At 70.0% G+C, this 21,310-nt stretch carries 20 protein-coding genes; 15 read left to right on the top strand and 5 right to left on the bottom strand.

Translation table 11 applies throughout. The features are described from left to right. Positions 1-57: 57 nt before the first annotated feature. From ctaD to ACFVBH_RS10445, 10 genes are all read left to right on the top strand, one after another. Positions 58-1,794, top strand: coding sequence for a cytochrome c oxidase subunit I (gene ctaD, locus ACFVBH_RS10490; RefSeq protein WP_354985077.1), 1,737 nt, complete (start codon positions 58-60; stop codon positions 1,792-1,794). Positions 1,795-2,010: 216 nt separating this feature from the next. Further along, the gene (serB, locus tag ACFVBH_RS10485; protein ID WP_354985078.1) at positions 2,011-3,237 is read left to right on the top strand and encodes a phosphoserine phosphatase SerB; all 1,227 of its coding nucleotides are present in this window, start codon (positions 2,011-2,013) and stop codon (positions 3,235-3,237) included. Between the two features lie 294 nt (positions 3,238-3,531). Beyond that, positions 3,532-4,041: a protease inhibitor I42 family protein gene (locus ACFVBH_RS10480; RefSeq protein WP_379001158.1), complete on the top strand. Its 510-nt coding sequence runs from the start codon at positions 3,532-3,534 to the stop codon at positions 4,039-4,041. 59 nt (positions 4,042-4,100) lie between these two features. Next, positions 4,101-4,859, top strand: a complete 759-nt coding sequence (locus tag ACFVBH_RS10475) for a peptidyl-tRNA hydrolase (RefSeq protein WP_379001157.1) — start codon at positions 4,101-4,103, stop codon at positions 4,857-4,859. A 277-nt stretch (positions 4,860-5,136) separates the two neighbouring features. Beyond that, positions 5,137-5,970, top strand: coding sequence for an ABC transporter ATP-binding protein (locus tag ACFVBH_RS10470; protein ID WP_354985082.1), 834 nt, complete (start codon positions 5,137-5,139; stop codon positions 5,968-5,970). 257 nt (positions 5,971-6,227) lie between these two features. Next, the gene (locus tag ACFVBH_RS10465; protein ID WP_354985083.1) at positions 6,228-6,659 is read left to right on the top strand and encodes a hypothetical protein; all 432 of its coding nucleotides are present in this window, start codon (positions 6,228-6,230) and stop codon (positions 6,657-6,659) included. A 71-nt stretch (positions 6,660-6,730) separates the two neighbouring features. Beyond that, positions 6,731-7,570 (top strand): NUDIX domain-containing protein, encoded by an 840-nt coding sequence (locus ACFVBH_RS10460; RefSeq protein ID WP_354985084.1) that lies wholly within the window; start codon positions 6,731-6,733, stop codon positions 7,568-7,570. Between the two features lie 59 nt (positions 7,571-7,629). Continuing rightward, positions 7,630-8,397, top strand: a complete 768-nt coding sequence (locus ACFVBH_RS10455; RefSeq protein ID WP_354985085.1) for an enoyl-CoA hydratase-related protein — start codon at positions 7,630-7,632, stop codon at positions 8,395-8,397. 36 nt (positions 8,398-8,433) lie between these two features. Continuing rightward, entirely contained in the window at positions 8,434-9,411 is a 978-nt protein-coding gene (locus ACFVBH_RS10450) for a class I SAM-dependent methyltransferase (RefSeq protein WP_354985086.1), read from the top strand. 13 nt (positions 9,412-9,424) lie between these two features. Further along, positions 9,425-10,690 (top strand): class I SAM-dependent methyltransferase, encoded by a 1,266-nt coding sequence (locus tag ACFVBH_RS10445; protein WP_379001156.1) that lies wholly within the window; start codon positions 9,425-9,427, stop codon positions 10,688-10,690. 89 nt (positions 10,691-10,779) lie between these two features. Here the strand turns inward: ACFVBH_RS10445 and ACFVBH_RS10440 are convergent, their stop codons facing one another. After that, positions 10,780-11,772, bottom strand: a complete 993-nt coding sequence (locus ACFVBH_RS10440) for an SMP-30/gluconolactonase/LRE family protein (RefSeq protein ID WP_379001155.1) — start codon at positions 11,770-11,772, stop codon at positions 10,780-10,782. A 101-nt stretch (positions 11,773-11,873) separates the two neighbouring features. Between ACFVBH_RS10440 and ACFVBH_RS10435 the strand changes: the two genes are divergently transcribed. Beyond that, complete coding sequence (locus ACFVBH_RS10435; protein ID WP_379001154.1) at positions 11,874-12,326, top strand: MarR family winged helix-turn-helix transcriptional regulator; 453 nt, start codon at positions 11,874-11,876, stop codon at positions 12,324-12,326. 190 nt (positions 12,327-12,516) lie between these two features. On the opposite strand, the gene ACFVBH_RS10430 is transcribed toward ACFVBH_RS10435, so the two are convergent. After that, positions 12,517-13,014, bottom strand: coding sequence for an alpha/beta fold hydrolase (locus ACFVBH_RS10430; RefSeq protein ID WP_379001153.1), 498 nt, complete (start codon positions 13,012-13,014; stop codon positions 12,517-12,519). A gap of 80 nt (positions 13,015-13,094) precedes the next feature. Here ACFVBH_RS10430 and ACFVBH_RS10425 point away from each other — a divergent pair, with 80 nt between their 5' ends. Next, positions 13,095-13,496: a TetR-like C-terminal domain-containing protein gene (locus ACFVBH_RS10425; RefSeq protein WP_354985090.1), complete on the top strand. Its 402-nt coding sequence runs from the start codon at positions 13,095-13,097 to the stop codon at positions 13,494-13,496. A gap of 54 nt (positions 13,497-13,550) precedes the next feature. Here ACFVBH_RS10425 and ACFVBH_RS10420 read toward each other — a convergent pair whose 3' ends face one another. From ACFVBH_RS10420 to ACFVBH_RS10410, 3 genes are all read right to left on the bottom strand, one after another. Further along, positions 13,551-14,810, bottom strand: coding sequence for a PQQ-binding-like beta-propeller repeat protein (locus tag ACFVBH_RS10420; protein ID WP_354985091.1), 1,260 nt, complete (start codon positions 14,808-14,810; stop codon positions 13,551-13,553). Between the two features lie 232 nt (positions 14,811-15,042). Further along, positions 15,043-15,693, bottom strand: a complete 651-nt coding sequence (locus tag ACFVBH_RS10415) for a response regulator transcription factor (RefSeq protein ID WP_354985169.1) — start codon at positions 15,691-15,693, stop codon at positions 15,043-15,045. Between the two features lie 14 nt (positions 15,694-15,707). Next, positions 15,708-17,042 carry a sensor histidine kinase gene (locus ACFVBH_RS10410; protein WP_379001688.1) on the bottom strand — a complete coding sequence of 445 codons (1,335 nt, stop codon included), beginning with the start codon at positions 17,040-17,042 and terminating at the stop codon, positions 15,708-15,710. Between the two features lie 229 nt (positions 17,043-17,271). On the opposite strand from ACFVBH_RS10410, the gene ACFVBH_RS10405 reads away from it, so the two are divergent. The 3 genes from ACFVBH_RS10405 to ACFVBH_RS10395 all read left to right on the top strand — a co-directional run bounded on the left by ACFVBH_RS10405 (position 17,272) and on the right by ACFVBH_RS10395 (position 21,251). Then, complete coding sequence (locus ACFVBH_RS10405; protein WP_379001152.1) at positions 17,272-18,807, top strand: multicopper oxidase family protein; 1,536 nt, start codon at positions 17,272-17,274, stop codon at positions 18,805-18,807. A gap of 139 nt (positions 18,808-18,946) precedes the next feature. Continuing rightward, on the top strand, positions 18,947-20,398 hold the full coding sequence (locus ACFVBH_RS10400; protein WP_379001151.1) for an MFS transporter: 1,452 nt from the start codon (positions 18,947-18,949) through the stop codon (positions 20,396-20,398). A gap of 106 nt (positions 20,399-20,504) precedes the next feature. Next, positions 20,505-21,251, top strand: coding sequence for an acyltransferase (locus tag ACFVBH_RS10395; RefSeq protein WP_354985100.1), 747 nt, complete (start codon positions 20,505-20,507; stop codon positions 21,249-21,251). Positions 21,252-21,310 lie beyond the last annotated feature (59 nt).

Raw genomic sequence — 21,310 nt, 5'->3', positions numbered from 1 at the left:
CCGGATGCCGGAAGCACTGCGTGCGAACGACCAGAAGGCACACGTTCAGGAGGAAGAGTGACTGCCGTAGAGCCACAGCCAGTCCGTCAAGTGGAAGCGGCTCGGCCATACCCGCAACGTGTGGGTCCGAAGGGTTCGTTTATCTACAAGATGGTCACCACGACGGACCCGAAGGTTCTCGGCGTCATGTACCTGGTGACGGCGCTGTCCTTCTTCATGATCGGCGGCCTGATGGCGCTGCTCATGCGCGCCGAGCTGGCCCGGCCGGGCATGCAGTTCCTCTCGCCCGAGCAGTTCAACCAGCTGTTCACCATGCACGGCACGATCATGCTGCTGTTCTACGCGACGGCGATCGTGTTCGGCTTCGCCAACATCATCCTGCCGCTGCAGATCGGCGCGCCCGACGTGGCGTTCCCGCGCCTGAACGCGTTCAGCTACTGGCTGTACCTGTTCGGCGGCACGATGGCGACCGCGGGCTTCATCACCCCCGGCGGCGCGGCCGACTTCGGCTGGACCGCGTACACCCCGCTGTCCGACATCGTGCACTCGCCGGGCGTCGGCGCGGACCTGTGGATCCTGGGCCTGGCCGTCTCCGGCCTGGGCACCATCCTCGGTGGCGTCAACATGATCACCACCGTGGTCTGCCTGCGCTGCCCGGGTATGACGCTGTTCCGCATGCCGATCTTCACCTGGAACATCCTGGTGACCTCGGTGCTCGTGCTGCTCGCGTTCCCGCTGCTGACCGCCGCGCTGTTCGGCCTGGCCTACGACCGGCACCTGGGTGGTCACATCTATGACCCGGCAAACGGTGGTGCACTGCTCTACCAGCATCTGTTCTGGTACTTCGGTCACCCCGAGGTGTACATCATCGCGCTGCCGTTCTTCGGCATCGTCTCGGAGATCTACCCGGTCTTCTCGCGCAAGCCGATCTTCGGTTACACCACGCTCGTGTACGCCACGCTGGGTATCGCCGCGCTGTCCATCGCGGTGTGGGCGCACCACATGTACGCCACCGGCGCCGTGCTGCTGCCGTACTTCTCGTTCATGACGTTCCTCATCGCCGTTCCGACGGGCGTGAAGTTCTTCAACTGGATCGGCACGATGTGGCGAGGTCAATTGACCTTCGAGACACCGATGCTGTGGTCCATCGGCTTCCTGGTGACCTTCCTCTTCGGTGGTCTTTCGGGCGTCATCCTGGCCTCGCCGCCGATCGACTTCCACGTCTCGGACACCTACTTCGTCGTCGCGCACTTCCACTACGTGCTCTTCGGCACCATCGTGTTCGCGACCTTCGCCGGCATCTACTTCTGGTTCCCGAAGATGACCGGCCGCATGATGGACGAGCGCCTGGGCAAGTGGCACTTCTGGGCCACCTTCGTCGGTTTCCACACCACGTTCCTGGTGCAGCACTGGCTGGGCAACGAGGGCATGCCGCGTCGCTACGCGGACTACCTGCCCACCGACGGGTTCACCGCGCTGAACACCATCTCCACGATCGGCGCCTTCATCCTGGGCTCGTCGATGCTGCCGTTCATCTGGAACGTCTTCAAGTCCTACCGCTACGGCGAGGTCGTGACCGTGGACGATCCGTGGGGCTACGGCAACTCCCTCGAGTGGGCCACCTCGTGCCCGCCGCCGCGCCACAACTTCTACGAGTTGCCGCGCATCCGCTCCGAGCGCCCCGCGTTCGAGCTGCACTACCCGCACATGGTCGAGCGCATGCGCGCTGAAGCCCATGTCGGCTGGGGCTCGAAGTCCCACACGGTCAAGGAGCTGGAGAAGATCTCCAAGTAATCGGAGTTCTCCACCACTGAATCGACAGCGGCGCCCGTCCCGAGAGGACGGGCGCCGCTGTCGTTGTAAGACCGCCGCGGCGTTGGTCTTTCACCGCACCGGGGTGATCCCCGCCACCGGGGGATCGGGCGGCGCGGGCGGGCCGCGGCCGACCTGACAGAATGAGCAGCGCCCTCGCACGTCACGCGGGGGATGGGCGCGAGAACGGAGTTTCGATTGAGCACGTCTGATACGACGGTTCTGGTCACGGTTACCGGACCCGACAAGCCGGGCGTGACATCGGTGCTACTCGCGGCCCTGGCCAACAACGCGGTCAGCCTGCTGGACGTGGAGCAGGTCGTGATTCGCGGGCGGCTGACCCTGGGCGTGCTGGTGTCGTGTCCCACCGATCCCGAAGCGCTGCAGGATCAGCTCGAGGACGCCATGGCCACCGTCGGCATGCAGGTCGACGTCTCCATCGGCGAGAACGCGGCGGGCGCGCGCCTGTCCACGCACGCGGTCGTGGTGCTCGGCAGCCCGGTCACCGCCCGGGCCTTCTCCAACATCTCGCGCAAGCTCGCCGAGCAGGGCGTGAACATCGACTCCATTCGCGGCATCGCCCAGTACCCGGTGACCGGCCTCGAACTCATGGTCACCGTCGCGAACCACACCGCCGAGACCGAGACCGCGCTGCGCACCGCCCTGGCCGTGGTCGCGGCCAAGCAGTCGGTCGACATCGCGGTCGAGCGTGCGGGCCTGGCGCGCCGGGCCAAACGGCTCGTCGTGTTCGACGTGGACTCCACCCTCATCCAGGGCGAGGTCATCGAGATGCTGGCCGCGCACGCCGGCGTCGAGGACGAGGTCCGCGCGGTCACCGAGGCCGCCATGCGCGGCGAGATCGACTTCGCCGAATCGCTGCGCCAGCGCGTCGCAACCCTGGCCGGACTCGACTCCAAGGTCATCGACGAGGTCGCCGATCAGATCGAGCTGACCCCGGGCGCGCGCACCACCATTCGCACCCTGCGCCGGCTCGGCTTCCGCTGCGGCGTGGTCTCCGGCGGCTTCCGCCAGGTCATCGAACCCCTGGCCCACGAGCTGGAGTTGGACTTCGTCCAGGCCAACACCCTCGAGGTCATCGACGGCAAGCTCACCGGACACGTGGTCGGGGAGATCGTGGACCGCGCCGCCAAGGCCGTCGCGCTGCGCCGCTTCGCCGCCGAGACCGGGGTGTCCATGGAACAGACCGTGGCCGTCGGCGACGGCGCCAACGACATCGACATGCTCAACGCCGCCGGGCTGGGCATCGCCTTCAACGCCAAGCCCGCCCTGCGCGAGGTGGCCGATGCCGCCCTGTCGCATCCGTTCCTGGACGCCGTGCTGTTCATCCTCGGCGTCACCCGCGAAGAGGTCGAAGCGGCCGACGCCAGAGACGGTGGCGTGCGCCGGGTTCCGCTGACCCGCTGACATCGGTTTCGGCCCCGCCACGCTGAGCCGGACCGGCAACGCCGCCGGGGTATCGATCGACGCTCCGCTGACGCCGGCTTCCGGCCGATGACCCCGTCGCCGGACCGGCGCGCTCCGAATTCGTTCGGCGACGGGGCCGTTTCACCTGCCACGCGGCAGTGAATCCCCTGGGTAGCGTGTGGCCCCGTACCTACGGTCCGGAGTGTCCACACGATCACCGGGACCTGGCCGCGGCCACGGTAGCCGCCCGCGTCAGCTCCCGCTCGGCGATGGGAGACGGTTGTGCGAGTACGGATGACGCTGGCGGTACTGCTGGCGGCGGGCCTGGCCGCGGCGGGCTGCGGGGACAATCGCAATCCCAACGAGGTGGTGGCGTCCACCACCGGCGCGGCGGTAACCTCCGCGCCCGCAACCACTTCCGAGGCCGCGGTGACGGCATCGCCGGTGGTCACCACCGGTGAGGCGCCCGTCCCGGACCCGCTGCGACTGGGGCCGGACGCCAACGGGCAGGTGGTTCGCCTCGCGGTCGGGCAGTCGCTCTCGGTCTGGCTCGCCGCCAATCCCAGCACCGGATACGCCTGGGATGTGGCCATGCTCGACCAGAACATCGTGAAGCAGAACGGCGGCGCGGAGTACGAGCAGGACCCCAGCCCGGACGGCATGGTCGGGGTCGGCGGCAAGACGCTGTGGAGCTTCACCGCCGTCGCACCCGGCGCGACCCGCCTGCAACTGCAGTACCGCCGCGCCTGGGAGCAGGGCGTGCCGCCCGCCGAAACATTCACCCTGGACCTGTCCGTCGCGTGAACGGGACGTTCGCCCGGCGTGGCTAAGCTGGCCGAAAGTCGTTGTCCAGGACAGGAGTGATGCCGGTGTCGAGCGTCGAGTCCACGATCGATGCCGGTTTCGCGGCCCGGCACGCGGAGCTGGCGCGCGGGTACGGCGGCGGTGGCGATCCGCAGGATCCGGCGCTGGTGCAGGCCATGCAGATGGTGCTGCACATTCCCAAGGACGTTCCGCCCGAGCGCAACGCGCTGCTGGCCGCGGCCGCCGCGGCGGTGGTGGCGCTGTGCCTGGACGAGCGGGTCGGCGCGGGCGGGGACTGGGAGGACCGCTATCTCACCTGGAAGCGCTCGCGAATTCGCAAGGTCGCGCGGCGTGCGCGGGGCGCGCAGTGGCTGGCCGCGCAGGAGGTCGACGGCGTGACCGTCGAATTCGGCGGCGCGCAGGCGCGGGCGCTGGTCCCGGGACCGGTCGGGAACATCGATCCGCGCATCCGGCGCCTGCAGATCGGCGGTACCGAATTGCCTTCCGGTGAACCCGGATTGATCGTTCCCGAGTATCCAGGGCTATGGGTGGATCCAGAATTGGGTATGTCAGTGGGTAAGGCCGCCGCACAGGTCGGGCACGCGAGCATGCTGCTCGCGGGAGCCCTGCCGGTGCGGGAGGCCAGGGACTGGGCCGCGAGCGGATTCCGCTGCGGCGTGGCCGAAGCCGATCCCGAGCGCTGGGTGCGGTTACAGCGCCGGGTGAGCGCGGGCTCCGCCGTGGCCGTCCGCGACGCCGGGTTCACCGAAGTGGCCCCGGGCTCGATGACGGTCATCGCGGTGCCGGGCGGGCGATAGGGAGTTTCCTCGGGAGGAAACACGGATATGACGACACTGCTGGTGATACTCATCGCGTGGGTTGTGCTCTCGATTCCGGTGGCACTGCTCCTGGCGCGAATGTTCCGCTCCACTCGCCACGACGCGCGCACCCGGGGCGACGCCGATTCCGAGCTAGTCAGGCGCCCGGAATTCGACCGCACCCCCGGCGGATTCGCGTCCGGAATCACCGTGGAAGAAGGTGACACGCATCGAGTTTTCCCACCGCGTTGAGCAACTCCGGGACGGGTGAGCCAAGATGGACCCCGTGCCGCAACCGGATCTCGATCTGCTCATCGATTTCAACGATGTCACCGTCCGACGCTCGGGCCATACGCTGGTCGGGCCAGTCACCTGGCAGGTGGAGCTCGATGAACGCTGGGTAGTGCTCGGTCCCAACGGCGCCGGCAAGACATCGCTGCTGCGTATGGCAGCCGCCGAGATGTATCCGACCTCCGGCAGCGCCGTGCTGCTGGGCGAGACGCTCGGCAAGGTGGACCTGAACGAGCTACGTCCCCGCATCGGCCTGTCCTCGGCGGCGGTGGCCAGCCGGGTGCCGCGCGATGAGAAGGTCGGCGATCTGGTGGTGTCGGCGGGCTACGCGGTCATGGGCCGCTGGCGCGAGCGCTACGACGAGGTCGACAACGACCGGGCCGTGGACATCCTGGAAAGTCTGGGGGCGGAACACCTTTCCGACCGCGCCTACGGGACGCTGTCCGAGGGCGAGCGCAAGCGGGTGCTCATCGCCCGCGCGCTCATGACCGATCCGGAACTGCTGCTGCTGGACGAGCCGGCCGCCGGCCTGGATCTGGGCGGGCGCGAGGAACTGGTGGAGCGCCTCGGCGATCTGGCCGCGGACCCGGACGCACCGGCCACCGTCCTGGTCACCCATCACGTGGAGGAGATTCCGCCGGGTTTCACCCACGCCATGCTCCTCAACGAGGGCGACGTGGTGTCGCAGGGCCTGCTCGAGGATGTGCTGACCGCCGAGAACCTGAGCGAGGCGTTCCGGCAGTCGATCGCGCTCGATCGCATCGAGGGGCGCTATTTCGCGCGCCGCGCCCAGCGCTTCGGGCGGCACAGAACTCGGTGATTCGGCCGGGTCCCGGTTCGGGGCCCGGTATCCCACGGTCCGGTCCCGCGACTTCGGCGCGCTGCCATTGCATCACTCGCTCGTGACGGGCAAACTATCGGCAACGCATTGGTTATTGCGGTAGTCGGTGAATTGAGCTGTTACACCTAGGCACTCGTTGATGATTTGTCATTAGTGGCAAATATTCGGCATGGAGCGGTGGCGAATTCGGCCGCCGCTGACGGAGGGAGCTGGGGTTGGGTCGCAGACTCGGTGCGGTGGCGCTCGGAGCCATCGCATGCGCCGCCGTGGGGTGTGCCGCCGATCCGGCGCCGCCGCACAAGGTTTCGGCCTCCGAGGCCGCCCAGGGGGTCGCGCCCGCCGCTCTGCCCGCGAATCTCCACGGCAAGACCGTGCAGATCACCTATGACAGCGGCTCCGGCGGCACCGCCACCTATTCCGAACAGGGCGACACCCTCACCTACGTCGCCGCCGACACCGGCCGCAGAACCACCGCGCCGGTCGCCATCGCACCCATCGAATCCGGGATCTTCCTGGTGACCTGGGCCGAGGACGGCACCGGCGCGGTGATCAGCCAGGTCCAGGACTACCGCACCGGCAAGGTGCAGGGCACCTGGGCGCGCCGGCCGGATCCCGCGGCCCCCTTCACGTTCGAAACTCGCAGCGGGGCAGTGCACCTCACCGATTGACCGCACCCGCGAACACCGGTAACCGAACCAGGTTCTGTCGCTGCGACCGAGCAGGGGTTAGGGTGCGAATTGTGAGTGAGACAGTTGCCCAGCCCGAATCCCAGCCCGCCACCGCGCCCGTGAAGGACGCGTCCACGGTGGTCCTGGTGCGCGACGGTGCGCGCGGGCCCGAGGTGTTCCTGCAGCGCCGGGTGGCCGCGATGGCCTTCGCCGCCGGTATGACGGTCTTCCCGGGCGGCGGTGTCGACCCCTCCGACGCCGAGCTGTCCCTGGAGTGGGCCGGGCCCGACGCGCGGTGGTGGGCCGATCGCTTCGACACCGATGTCGCGCGCGCCCAGACCCTGGTCTGCGCCGCGGTGCGCGAGACCTTCGAGGAGTGCGGGGTGCTGCTGGCCGGGCCGACCGCCGACTCCGTGGTCTCGGACACCTCGATCTACGCCGAGGCGCGCGGAAAACTCGAACGCCGCGAGCTGTCCTTCGCCGAATTCCTCACCACCGAGAACCTGGTGCTGCGCGCGGACCTGCTGCGCCCCTGGGATCACTGGATCACCCCGGTGGTCGAGCCCCGCCGCTACGACACCCGCTTCTTCGTGGCCGTGCTGCCCGAGGGCCAGCTCGCCGACGGCGCGACCACCGAGGCCGACGTGGTCACCTGGTGCACCCCGAACGAGGCCATCGAACGCTGGCAGCAGGGGCTGGACGTGCTGCTCCCGCCCACCTGGACCCAGCTGGTGGATCTGGCCGAATTCGCCACCACCGCCGACATTCTCGACTCCGCCCGCACGATCGACCCGATCATGCCCGTCTACGACCCGGAAGCCAGTCCGGCGCTGGCCTTCCCGCGTGCGGACCAGTACTTCGCGGCCATGCCCAAGTCGGCCCGCATTCGCGGTTCGCAGCGCCCCGAGTAGCCCCCGGCAGCGGCCGCCCGGCCGGTGCCGGGGCGCGCGGCGGCAGTAGGGTGACCGCTGTGGCCGAATTTGTGACCGTGGACCGGGATGTCGCGCAGGGCGTTGCCGTCCTCCGGATCGCGCGCCCGCCGATGAATCTGATCGATCTGCAGGTGGCCCTGGAGGTCGCCGGCGCGGTCGAGGAGATCGCGGGCGACGCGAGCGTCTCGGCGGTGATCGTCTACGGGGACGAGCGCGTGTTCTCCGCCGGGGACGAGATGGCCGAACTGGCCGCGTTCACGCCCGGCCAGGCCGAAGCCGTGGTCGCCGACTTCCAGGCCGCGCTGAACAGCCTCGCGCGACTGCCGCAGCCGACCGTGGCCGCCATCAGCGGCTACGCGCTGGGCGCGGGTCTGGAACTGGCGCTGGGCGCCGATCACCGGATCATCGGCGACAACGTGAAGCTGGGCCTGCCGCAGATCAAGGCCGGCCTGATTCCGCTCGCCGGGATCCGCCGCCTGAGCCTGCTCATCGGCCCGTCGCGCGCCAAGGATCTGGTCTACAGCGGCCGGTTCGTCGACGCGAAGGAAGCCGCGGCGCTGGGCCTGGTCGACGAGGTCGTCGCCCCCGACGATGTCTTCGCCGCCGCGCTGCGCTGGGCCGCCCGATACGCCGGCGCCCCGGCGCTGGCGATCGCCGCGGCCAAACGGGTCTTCGAGGCGGGCACCCACGGCCACGATCGCGCCCGCACCGAATGGGCCGCGCTGTTCGGCACCGAAGATCAGCAGGTTGGAACACGTTCTTATGAGGCATCCGGCCCGGGAGCGGCCGGTTTCGTGGGCCGATAGGCACCCCCACCGGGGCATTCATTAGGCTGCCCTGTTATGACCGTTCGTCCTGAAGACCCCGCGCCGAACCCGCACGCCACCGAGGCGGAGGTCCAGGCCGCGTATTCCGACAACAAGCTCGCGCAGGTCCTCTACCACGACTGGGAGGCCGAGACCTACGACGAGAAGTGGTCCATCTCCTACGACGAGCGTTGTATCGAATACGCGCGCGGGCGTTTCGACGCGGTGGTCCCGAATGCGCCCCTGCCCTACGACCACGCCCTCGAACTGGGCTGCGGCACCGGCTTCTTCCTGCTGAACCTGATGCAGGGCGGCGTGGCCAAGCGGGGATCGGTCACCGACCTTTCCCCCGGCATGGTCAAGGTCGCCACCCGCAACGGCCAGAACCTGGGCCTGGACGTGGACGGCCGGGTCGCCGACGCCGAGACCATCCCGTACGACGACGACACCTTCGATCTCGTCGTCGGTCACGCGGTGCTGCACCACATTCCGGACGTGGAGCTGGCGCTCAAGGAGTGCCTGCGCGTGCTCAAGCCCGGCGGGCGTTTCGTGTTCGCGGGTGAGCCGACCACCATCGGCAACATCTACGCGCGCCGCCTGGGCCAGGTGACCTGGAAGGTGACCACCGAGATCACCAAGCTGCCGTTCCTGTCCGGCTGGCGCCGCCCGCAGTCCGAACTGGACGAGTCCTCGCGCGCCGCCGCGCTCGAGGCCGTCGTGGATCTGCACACCTTCGATCCCTCCGACCTCGAGGCCATGGCCCGCAGCGCCGGCGCGGTCGAGGTCAAGGCCGAGACCGAAGAGTTCGCCGCCGCCCTGTGGGGCTGGCCGGTGCGCACCTTCGAGGCCGCCGTGCCCGAGGAGAAGCTGACCGTCGGCTACCGGATGGCCCAGTACCGGGCGTGGCTCGGCTTCAGCTGGCTGGACGAGAAGGTGCTGCGGCACGTGGTCCCGCGTCAGTTCTTCTACAACGCCATGATCACCGGCGTGAAGCCCGGCGCTTCCGCCAAGTAGTCCCCGAGAACCGGTGGGCTCCAGCGGGTTCGCTTTCACGCGCGACGACGTCGCCTACCTCGCGAGCGCGGCCGCCACGGCCGCGCTGAGCGAGGTGGCGGCTTTCGCGCTCACCCCCGCCACACTGCTGCGCGACATCGAGCGGCTGCGGCGCGATCACGGCGAGCACACCGCGGCCCTGGTGGAAACGGTCCGGCTGCGCCGCCGGGCCGTCGTCAAGCTCGACGGGGCACGGGACTGGCTCTTCACCGACGACGCCCTGCAGCAGGCCACGCCGACCGCGGTGGCCCGCCATCGCGCGCAGCGGCTCGCGGGTCGCACGGTGCACGACGTAACCTGTTCCATCGGTGCGGAATTGGCCGAACTGGCGCGGGTGTGCCCGGCCGTCGTCGGCAGCGACCTGGACGCGGTGCGGCTGGCCATCGCCGCGCACAATCTCGGCGTCCGGGCGGTGGGCGCCCCTGTGCGCCGGGGCATCACCGCGACCGGTGAAGAGTTCGAGCCCGCCGGGGACGAGCATCGGACGGCCGCGGCGGCAGGCCGAAACATCGTGCTGGCCAAGGCCGATGCGCTCGTGCCGTGCAGCACCGCCGAGGTGGTGATCGCCGATCCTGCCCGCCGGGCCGACGGCCGCCGCACCCACGACCCCGCCAAACTGCAACCCCCGCTGCCGGATCTGCTCGCCGCCTACGCCGGACGCGATCTGGCCGTGAAATGCGCTCCGGGACTGGATTTCGACAAACTCGCGTGGGCCGGCGAGATCGAGGTGGCCTCGCTGGACGGCTCGGTGCGCGAAGCGTGCCTGTGGTCGCCGGGCCTGGCCGCGCCCGGGGTGACCCGCCGGGCGACCGTGCTGTCGTCCTCCCGGGATCCCGAAGTGCTCACCGACGCCGACCCGGACGAGATTCCCGAACGGGCGCCGGGGGAGTGGATCGTCGATCCCGACGGGGCGATCGTGCGCGCCGGTCTGGTGCGGCACTACGCCGCCAAACACGGCCTGTGGCAACTGGATCCGCGCATCGCCTATCTCACCGGCGACAAGGTGCCCGACGGGGTACGCGGGTTCCGCGTCCTGGATCGCATGGACTTCCGGGAGAAGCCGCTGCGCGCCGAACTGCATCGGCGGGACTGCGGGCCGCTCGAAATCCTCACGCGCGGTGTGGATATCGATCCGGACCAGTTGCGTGCGCGGCTCAAACCCAAGGGCTCGCAACCGCATACGCTCGTCATCACGCGAATCGGCAAGACCGCCAAGGTTTTTCTCTGCGCGACGCCCTGAGCGCGCGGCGGCCCGGCCCTGTCCGGGCTCCGGGTGGATGCCGGCGCCGGGTTCCGAAGCCGTCGGAATCGTAGGAGCCGTCGGAGCTGTCAGAGGCCGTCGATGGCGACCACGCGGAACGGTGTGGTCGGGGTGCCCTCGCCCATCGGGCCGCCGCGGTCGAATTGCGACACCACGACCAGCGCCCGATCGCCCGCGTGCGCGATGGTGGTGGGGATACGCAGGGCTTCGTCGGTGACCAGATTCTGGAGTTCGGCGCTCGTGCCGTCGGCGGACAGGCGCCAGCGGCTCACCGAATTGTCCTTGTTGTGCACGGCCCACAGGGTGTCGCCGCGCAGTTCCAGGCCGTCGCCGAACAGCATGTTGCCCTTGTCGAGTGCGACCTTGCTGATCTGCGGCTCGCCCTGCAGCGTGACCCGGTACAGATCGCCGGTCGCCATGCAGACCGTGAGCAGGTACCGGCCCGCCGGATCGGAGACGATGCCGTTGAGCAGCAGGGTGGCGGCGGGATCCTTGGCCGCGCTCAGATCGGTGAAGACCGCCAGCTCGGCGCGCCCGCCCGCGGCGACGGCGGCGTCGAGTTCGGCGGGGGTGATGCGGTAGATCACCGGCCGCACGCTGTCGGTCAGGTACACCGCGCCGTCCGGGGTGACGGTCAGATCGTTGAGGAACGGGTTCTCGGTGGCCGCGTCGAAACGTGCCACGAGAGCGCGGGTTTCGAGGTTGTAGACCGTGACGCCCTTCGTGTGGTCGATGACCCAGAGCCGGCCGGAGGCGTCCACGCGCAGGCCGTTGGCGGTGCGCCTGCCGTCGGCGCCCGGGGGCAGGAAGATCTCGGCCTTCGGATTGCCCGATGTGCCGCGGTAGATCGCGCCGGTGGTGAACGACCCGACGTAGACGTCCCCGGTGCGGCCGTCGACCGCGATGCCTTCGGGGTAGGCGCGCTCCTCCGGTAGCTCGTAGGCGGTGCTGATCCGTGCGGCAGGGGTGGCGGGGGATTCCGCGCTGTTCGAGCATGCCGTCAGGGCGAGCAGCAACGCCGCTGCGGGGAGTGTGAAACGTAGGCGGTGCACGCGAGACATGGGGTGGACCTTCCGGTGGAACCGTACTTAAATTCGGACACGAACATAGATTAGAGTTCTAATGATCGTCAAGACTCGAATGACAGGAAGGGTCGAATAGGATGGCTCCCGTGACGTCGATGCCTGCCGGGGAGCGCCTGGGTTCGTACATCAAGCGCGCCGAACAAGCCCTGCAGGGCGCGAAGAACCCGGCCGTGAAGCCCGCCGGGGTGACCGTGCCCCAGTACGCGGCCCTGCTCGTGCTGAACGGCAACCCGGGGATCTCCGCCGCGGCCCTAGCCCGCGAGTGCGGCGTCACCCCGCCGACCATGAACACCGTCCTGGCCAACCTGCGTGAGCGCGGCCTGATCGAGCGCACCCCCCACGCGTGGCACCGGAACATCCTCGAAACCAGCCTGACCGCCGCCGGGGCCGCCGTCCTCGCGGACGCCGACGCCCGCGCCATCCACGTCGAACGCACCCTCGCGAAGGAATTCACCCCCGAGGAACGCGAAACCCTGATGGCCCTGCTCGACCGCGCCTCGGCTCGCCTGGACGCGATCCGCCCGGAATAGTCACCGCCGCAAGGGCTTCGCGCACACGCGCTGAAACGAGTTCGGCCGCCCCGAGGGTTCGGGGCGGCCGGGTCGAGTCGCAGAATGCTGTCCGGGGGTCCCGTGCGGTGGCGCCGCCCGCGTCCGTTGCGGGCGCGGAGGGCCGTGGTGATGCGCCGCCGCTGCGGGCGGCTCGTCCCCGGTGATCCGGTCAGGGCAGCAGGTCCCGCACCAGATCCACCGCTTCGTGCAGCTCGCGCCGGTTCTGGTGGCGGCTGAAGTGGATGCCGTCCGGGGTCACCAGGGCCTTGGCGCCCAGGTGGGTGGCGAAGAGCTGGACGTGCTCGAGCGGGGCGGGGGTCAGGACCGGGTCGTCCACGGCGACCAGGACGCGGAAACCCTTGGCGGCATTGCGAATCCGGTCCCAGTCGAAGCCGCCGTCGAAGAACGGCGCGAGCTGGTCGTAGCCGACCTCGTGCGCCATCGCGGCGACGAGCACCAGTCCGGCGAAGGGTTCACCCTCGTGGCGCTCGAGCGCGCGCAGCATGGTGACGCCGCCGAGGCTGTGCCCGACCAGGACGGTGTCGGCCGGGTCGGTGATCTCGGCCCGCACCGCGTCCAGCCACGGCTGCGGTTCGGGCGCTTCGGGATTCGGCATCTGCGGCACCCGGACGTCATGGTCGCCGAGGGTCGCGGCGAGGTCGCGCACTCACCATCGAGAAGATCGCCGCGCGCTCGGGGGTCGCCAAGAGCACCATCTACCGGTGGTGGCGTTCACTGCCCGAACTCGTGCTGGAGGCCTACGCCCGCACCGTCGCCGACCGTATGCCGGTGCCCGACACCGGTTCGGCGGCACAGGATCTCACGGAGTTCATGGCCGCGCTGTACGCGGTCGTGCATCATCCGCTGCGCATGGAGTCGCTGCGCGGGATGATGGCCGCCGCACAACTCGATCCGGACTTCCGCGTCGCCTTCACCGCGTGGACCGGTACCCGCCGGGCGGTCGTGGCGGACCTGCTGCGGCGGGGAATCGCCACGGGCGAACTCGATCCGGGCCTGGACGTCGACTACGCCGCGGACCTGATCTTCGGCCCGTTCTGGTACCGCATGCTGGTCGATCACGCGCCCCTGGACCCGGCCCAAGCCGCCGGGCACCTCACCCGATTGCTCGCGGGGTTGCGGGCGCGGTGAGCGCGCCCCGCACCGGATCCGGTGCGGCGGCACGCGCCCGGCCGCGAGGAGCCGCTACTTCTTCTCCGGCTTGTAGACGAAGAGCTCGCCGATCCGGGTCGCCACCACGACCTCGCCTTCCGCGCCGATCGAGGTGCCGGACGTGCTGCCTTCCGCGCCGGGCAGGTCATCGGAGTCGACCGTCTCGCCGGTGCGGCTGTCGAAGGTCACCAGGGTGAGGCTGTCGCCGATGGGGGCCACCGTGTAGCCGGTGCCGCCGTCCGTTTGGACGGGGCGGCCGCGCAGGGCCAGATCCTTGCGCTCCCAGGCGATCTCGGCGCTGTCGCCGCGGTCGCGAATGGCCAGCAGGTGACCGCCGTCGCCCGAGGGGATGAGCAGGCCGTCGGCCGCGGAGATCGCGCCGCGAGCGGGGAAGCCGAGATCCTGCGCCCATTTGGTGCGGCCGTCGGCGGTGTCGACCGCGAGCAGGCGATTGTTGTTGTCGCCCACGTACACCGTGGAGCCATCCGCGGACAGGGTCGGGCTGGTGGAACTGCCGCCCGCGAGCATCTGCGCGCTCCAGTCCTGACGAATCTCTTTGCCGTCGTAGGTCAGTGCGACCAGGTCGGCGGCGCCGGAACCGGGCCGCCACACCGTGACGAAGAACCTGCCCGACTTCTCGTCGACCGCGGACACATTCGCGACGGGGCAACTCGCGCCGCCGATGGCGCACTCCTCGAGGCCCTCGCCGTCGGGCGGCCGATTCAGGTTGGGGTACTTCATGAAATCGGGCTCGCCGAGCAACTGCATGCTCGAGACCCGGCGCTCGCCGGTCTGCCGGCTGAGTACGTCGATCTGCCCGGACTGGGTCACCGACAGCACATTTCCGTCACCGGTGAACTGCACCGAGATCGGCACCCCGGCCTGCGGCGTGCGCCAGCGCGGCTGACCCAGCGCGTTGAAAGAGTACGTCCCGCCGTCGTCGCCGACGTAGATGTTGGTGGTGCCGTCCACGGCGGTGCCGCCGTAGATCGCACTGGGCCCCATGGGATTGCAGAAACGCTTGCGCCCCGTGGGCATGAGGAAGGAGAAGATGTTGCAGGAGGTGGTGCGGGTGGTGACGAAGAGCTGACCCTCCGGGCCGATCGTGACCGGCGCCGCGATCGGCCCGCCCACGGGCCGCGACCAGCTCAGCGTCAACGCACGCGAACCGGTGACCGGACTCGCCGCGCTGTTGCGCGCGTCGTGGAACGCCAGCGGCCAGCCATCGCCCGGCCCGACCCGGATGTCGTCGACCGTCGTACTGCCGCACGCGCTCAGGGCCAGTACGCTCACCGCCGCCACCGCGAGGGGACCCGTCCGGCGCCAGGACAGGGCGCCGCGATCGGGGACGCGAGGTCCGGAATACGATCGCCGCTCGTCACGCCCGGTCTGCCGCCTGCCGTTTCGCACCTGCTGGTGTCCCTTCTGCCAGTACGGAGTCTCTGGTTTCTCGTGGGGCTGATGCAACCGGAGCACAGCCTACTTTCGGTACCGACCGCCGGGATCGATACCCCATGCGTAGTGCCTATCGCGGTGGTGTGCGGGCGGTTCGGAACGCGTACACCGCCAGTCGCACGCGATTGTCGCAGCCGGTCTTGTCCATCAGATTGGCGACATGGGTTTTGACCGTGGTCACTCCCAGGTGCAGGCGGTCCGCGATTTCCTGATTGCTCAGTCCTTCGCCGACCAGGGTCAGGACCTCCCGCTCGCGCGGGGTCGTATCCGCCTGCGCGGGAACGGATTCGGCGGGTTCGGTGACGGCGACCACCCGTTCGACCAGGCGGCGCAGCAGCGGCGGCGAGAACAGCATGTCGCCCTCGGCGGTGCGGCGGATGGCGGTCAGCAGCTCGCCCGGCTCGGTGTCCTTGACCAGATAGCCGGTCGCCCCGGCCGCGAGCGCCGGGTACAGGTGCTCGTCGTCGTCGAAGGTCGTGAGCACCAGGACCTTCGACCGGGCGCCGCTCGCGGTGATGCGCTCGGTGGCGGCCACGCCGTCGAGTCCGGGCATGCGCAGATCCATGAGTACGAGATCGGGGGAGAGTTCGGCCGCGAGCCGGATCGCCTCCACGCCGTTCGCCGCCTCGCCGACCACGCGCAGATCCGCGGTGGATTCGATGAGCATGCGCAGTCCGGCGCGCACCAGGCGCTGGTCGTCCACCAGCAACACGGTGATCATCTGCGGCACGGTCGTCATCGGCCCGCCTCCTGAGTCGGAATGTTCGGCAGCCACGCCCGGACCGTCCATGCGGCGTCGGCGGGGAATCGGTGCTCGCGTCCACCGTGATCGGCCTGCGCGGGGTCCGCGCCGTCGATGGCGAGCCGCCCGCCCGCGAGCTCCACCCGTTCGCGCATACCGATGATGCCGTGCCCGGTCACGGCATTCGCCGGGCGCTCGTGGCGGCCGCTGCGCACGGTGAGTGCGATACCCCCGTCGGCGTCGTCGACGGTGAGCAGCACCGGGCGCGCGGGATCGGCGTGCTTCATGACATTGGTGAGCGATTCCTGGACCAGCCGCAGCAGGGTGAGCCGCCCGATCGCATCCAATCCCGCCACGCTCGCGCGGATCTCGGCGCGCACGTCGAAGCCGGCCGCCCGCACCCGATCGGCCGCGGCCCCGATCTCGGTCCGCACCGCCTCGGCGTCCACCAGCGCGACCTCGCCCAGCGCCGGATCGCGCAGGGCGGTCAGCAGCCGGCGGATGTCGGCGAGCGCCGCGGCGGCGGTGCCGTGCACATCGTCGAGCACGGCGGGCAACCCGGACCCCCGCGGTCCCGCGCTCGAATGTGGTTCGACCGCTTCGGATCCGGGCACCACGATCTCGGCCGCGCCGTGGGCTGTCGTGGAGCCGTCCGGGAAGGTCCGCGCATCCGGGGTGCTCGCCCCCGCGTCGGCGAGCACGTGCCGCGCGACTCCGATGCGCAGCACGATCGAGGCCATGTGATGGGCGACGAGGTCGTGCAGTTCGCGGGCGAGGGCCTCGCGTTCGGCCGAGCGCGTGCGCTGCTCGGCGTCGGCGCGGCGCATCTCGGCCTCGGCGGCGCGTAATCGCAGGGTGGCGGCCAACTCTCGCTGCCCGCGCAGGTACAGCCCCAGCAGCACCGGCAGCCCGACGTAGGTGCCGACCTCGAGGACGAGGGTGGCGCGCGAGACGCCCGGATCATGGGTGGCCCCGCGCCCGATCACCACCGCCGCCGTCCAGCCCGCGACCGCGAGCAGCACCGGGGCGTTGCGGGGCGTCCGTCGAATCACGTCCACCAGCGCCACCGCGCCCAGAAACGGCACCAGTCCCGAGAGCCCCCACGCCGGAATCCGGAACATGGGCACGGCCAGCGCCGCCAGCAGCAGCGACACCGCCAACGGCCACCGCGCGCCCAGCGCGAACAGCACGCTCGCGGCCATGGACAACATCCAGTAAACCCACGGCACCCGGTACTGCCCGGGGAAGGTGCTCGCCGCCAGCAGCAGTGGGACCAGCACCACCGGCAGCCAGCGCACGGCTGCCTCCGGATGCCATCGGGACCACATCTCGCTCACGCCCCCACCGTAGGGGACCGGGTGTGGCGGCGTGCGGCCGAGGCTCGGGTGAAACGCCGTCGAAAGCGCTGGTTAGCACGTTTCGGAGACCGCCACAAGGGTCGTGGGGAGGAGGTGCGCGCGGTGGGGACCCGGCCGCGCGCAGGAGTCGCGGTTACCCCGGGGCAATCGATGCTGGAGGTAACTCGGCGGCAGTCGATCGCCGGTGGACGAGTAGGAGTTGGTCGTGGTCTCGAGACGAGGCTTTCTCACCGGATTCGCCGTGGCCTCGGTGGCCCTGACGACCGGGTGCGCCAGTCGCGGCGGATCCGCCGGTCCGTCGGGTTCGGCGGCGCCCGGTCCGTCGGGTTCGACCCGCCCGCTGCCCGTGCCACCGCTGGCCGACTCGACGATCGGCCCCGGCGGTGTGCGGCGCTTCACCCTGCGCGCCGCCGCGGGCACGACCGAGATGCTGCCCGGAAAGTCCACGCCCACCTGGGGGTACAACGGCTCGGTGCTGGGACCGACGCTGCGCGCCCGGCGCGGGGAGACCGTCGCCTTCGATATCCGCAACGACCTGCCGGAGCCCACCACCGTGCACTGGCACGGCATGCACGTCCCGGCGAGCTGCGACGGCGGCCCGCATCAGACGATCGCCGCGGGCGGGACGTGGCAACCGAGCTGGACCGTCGATCAGCCGGCCGCCACGCTCTGGTACCACCCGCATCCGCACGGCTCCACCGAGAAACACGTCTATCGCGGCCTGTCCGGGTTCTTCCTGGTGGATGATCCGGCCGCTGACCCCGGTCTCCCGAACGACTATGGCGTGGACGACATTCCGCTGGTCATCCAGGATCGCCGGCTCACCCCGGCCGGTGCGCTGGACGAGTCGGATCCCAGCGATGTCGGCCTGCTCGGCGACGTCATCGTCACCAACGGCATCGCCGGCGCGCATCTGGACGTGACCACCGAACGGGTGCGCCTGCGGATTCTCAACGGTTCCTCCGGCCGCCTCTATCGGCTGGCGCTCTCGGACGGGCGCGAGTTCCGGCTGGTCGGCACCGACGGGGGACTGCTCGCGGCCCCGGTTCCCTTGCGCGCCATCCAGATCAGCCCCGGCGAACGCGTCGAGATCGTCGTGGATCTGCGCGGCGGCGAACCCGTCACCCTGCGCTCGCTGCCCATCGAGCAGCGCGCCGGGATCGATCACGCCGCCGCGTTCGGCTTCGACGACACCTTCGACATCCTGCGCCTGCGACCCGCCGCACAGCTGAAACCGGCTGCGGCCGTGGCCGATTCGCTGGCGGTCATCGCACCCCTGGTGCCCGTGGGCACGCAGCCCGCCCGGCACTTCGATCTGAAGTGGTTCATGATCAACAACCAGCGCATGGACATGAACCGCATCGACATGACCATTCCCGTCGACACCACCGAGGTCTGGTCCGTCCGCAACAGCGACAACTGGCCGCACAACTTCCACGTCCACGACGTCCAGTTCCAGATCATCGACGTCGATGGCCGCACCCCGTCACCGGAGCTGTCCGGCTGGAAGGACACCGTCTACACGGCCCCCGGCTCGACCTACACCCTCGCGATGCGGTTCACCGGCCACAGCGACCCGACCTACCCGTACATGTTCCACTGCCACCTGCTCCTGCACGAGGACAAAGGCATGATGGGCCAGTTCCTGGTCCTGGCCCCCGGCGAACAACCCACACCCATGACGATGCCCGAGATGCCGGGCATGGGCGCCTCCGGCCACGGCGGGCACGGCTGACCCGTCGACGTCGCCCGGTCGAGTCGGCGGCGGTCGGCAACCATCCGGAAGTCCCAGGTGCGCAAGCCCTTCGGTGGCGTATCGATCCAGGTCACAAGGGCTGTACCTCAACAGTGGTTCAGGTAATACGGTCGAGCGCATGACCGAAGTCAGGGAGCCCGTGGCGGGCCGATCCGAGGACGAGACCGGCGCGGGTGGCGACGGGTGGCGAGCGCTGTTCGAGGCGCGGCGGCTGGCCGCGGTCACCGTGCTGGCGGGTGGCGTGGCGTTGTACGCGACCAACGAATACGTCACCGCGGCGCTGCTGCCCTCGGCGGTCGAGGAACTCGGCGGGGACCGGTTCTACGCGTGGGTGACCACCGCGTTCCTGTCGGCCTCGGTCGTGTCGGCGATGCTCGTCCCGCGGGCGCTGCTGCTGTGGGGTGCCCGGCGCGCGTACGCGGTGGCATTCGGGATCTTCGCCCTGGGGTCGCTGATCAACGCCGTCGCCCCCGCGATGGAGATCATCGTCGCGGGGCGGGCCGTGCAGGGTTTCGGCGGCGGCCTGCTCTCGGGGCTGGGGTACGCGGTGATCCGGTCCGCCCTGCCCGCGCCGCTGTGGGCGCGGGCGACCGCGCTCGTGTCCGCCATGTGGGCGGTGGGCAATCTGCTCGGGCCCTCCCTCGGCGGGGTGTTCGCCGAATTGGGTTGGTGGCGGGCGGCATTCGCGGTGATGATCGCGCTGCCGCTGGCGCTGGCCGTGATCGCGCGCAGGGTCCTGCCCGCGGCGCCGGTCACAGGCGGCGAGCGTCCCCGGCTGCCGGTCACGGCGCTGATACTGCTGACCGCCGCGGCCGCGCTGTTCAGCGTGACCGCGGTGCTGCCCAGGGGAATCGCGACGGTCGCGGGCCTGGCGGCCGGTATCGGCCTGCTGATCGCCTTCGTGCTGGTGGAACGCCGCTCGGCCACCTCGGTCCTGCCGCGGCTCACCTACCGGGCGGGCAATCCGCTCAAGTGGGTGTACCTGACCCTGGCCGCGCTGAGCGGCGTGGCCATGGTGGAGGCGTTCCTGCCGCTGTTCGGCCAGCGGCTCGGCGGTCTCACCCCGGTGGTGGCCGGGTTCTTCGGGGCGGCCCTGGCGGTCGGCTGGATCGCCGGGCAGCTGACCAGCGTCGGAATCACCACCGCGCCGGCGCGGCGCCGGGCCGTGGTGGCCGGTGCGCTGACCCTGACCGCCGCGATGACCGGATACGGGATGCTGCAGGCCGAATTCGCGAGCGGCCCGCGCATTCTGGGCTGGGTCGCGCTGCTGTTCCTGGCGGGGGTCAGCATCGGCTTCGCCTTCCCGCATCTGAGCGTGGCGGCCATGAGCAGCACCGACGACGAGGCGGAGGCGGGCAAGGCCGCGGCGGGCATCAGCGTCACCCAGCTCATCGCCAACGCGATCGCCTCCGCGCTGGCCGGGGTCCTGGTCAATCTGGGCAGCCCGGTCCTGCTCGATTCCGCGCGCTATCTCGCCTTCGGGCTGGCCGCCATCGCGGCCGCGGGCGCGGTCACCGCGACGTTGTCGCAGCGCCGCCGCGACGATCGGCGATATATCGCACGGCGGTAGCGGGCCGGACGACGCGCGAGGCGCCGACGGCGCGGCTTGTATGGTGTGTACTCGTAGCAGGCCCGGCCGGGGCGTGAACCCGGCCACAATCACAGGGAGCAAGTTCGTGACGAGCATGTGGGGCGCACCGCTGCGCACGCGTTGGGCCGGGTCGCGGCGCCGCGACCCCGAGCAGGCCCGCTTCCTGACGGTCGCCTCCTTCAAATGGATGCTCGCCAACCGCGCTTACACCCCGTGGTACCTGGTGCGTTACTACCGGCTCTTCAAGTTCAAGGCCGCCAACCCGCACATCATCCTGCGCGGCATGGTCTTCCTCGGCCGCAACATCGAGGTGCACGCGACCCCCGAACTGGCCCGCCTGGAAATCGGCAAGTGGGTGCACATCGGCGACGGCAACGCCATTCGCTGCCACGAGGGTTCGCTCCGCATCGGCGACAAGGTCGTGTTCGGCAAGGACAACGTCGTGAACACCTACCTCGACATCGAGATCGGTGAATCGACCCTCGTCGCGGACTGGTGCTACATCTGCGACTTCGACCACGTGGTCGACGACATCAACATGCCGATCAAGGATCAGGGCATCGTGAAGTCCCCGGTGCGCATCGGCCCCGACACCTGGATCGCCGCCAAGGTGACGGTGTTGCGCAGCACGCGCGTGGGCCGCGGCTGTGTGCTCGGTGCGCACGCGGTGGTCAAGGGCGATATCCCGGACTTCGGCATTGCCGTGGGCGCGCCTGCCCGGGTGGTCAAGAACCGCAAGGACGCCTGGGACGCGGCCGCCGAGGCGCGCGCCGCGCACATGGCGGCCCTCGAGGACATCGAGCGAAAGAAGAACGGCGTCAGCGCTTCCTGAATCGCGCAAACCACGAATGGCCGGGCTCTCGGGTCCGGCCATTGTCGTTCGCACCCGAT

It is taken from the genome of Nocardia sp. NPDC057668 (assembly GCF_042799795.1).
Taxonomy (GTDB): domain Bacteria; phylum Actinomycetota; class Actinomycetes; order Mycobacteriales; family Mycobacteriaceae; genus Nocardia.
This window is presented reverse-complemented; position numbering and strand designations above follow the sequence as displayed.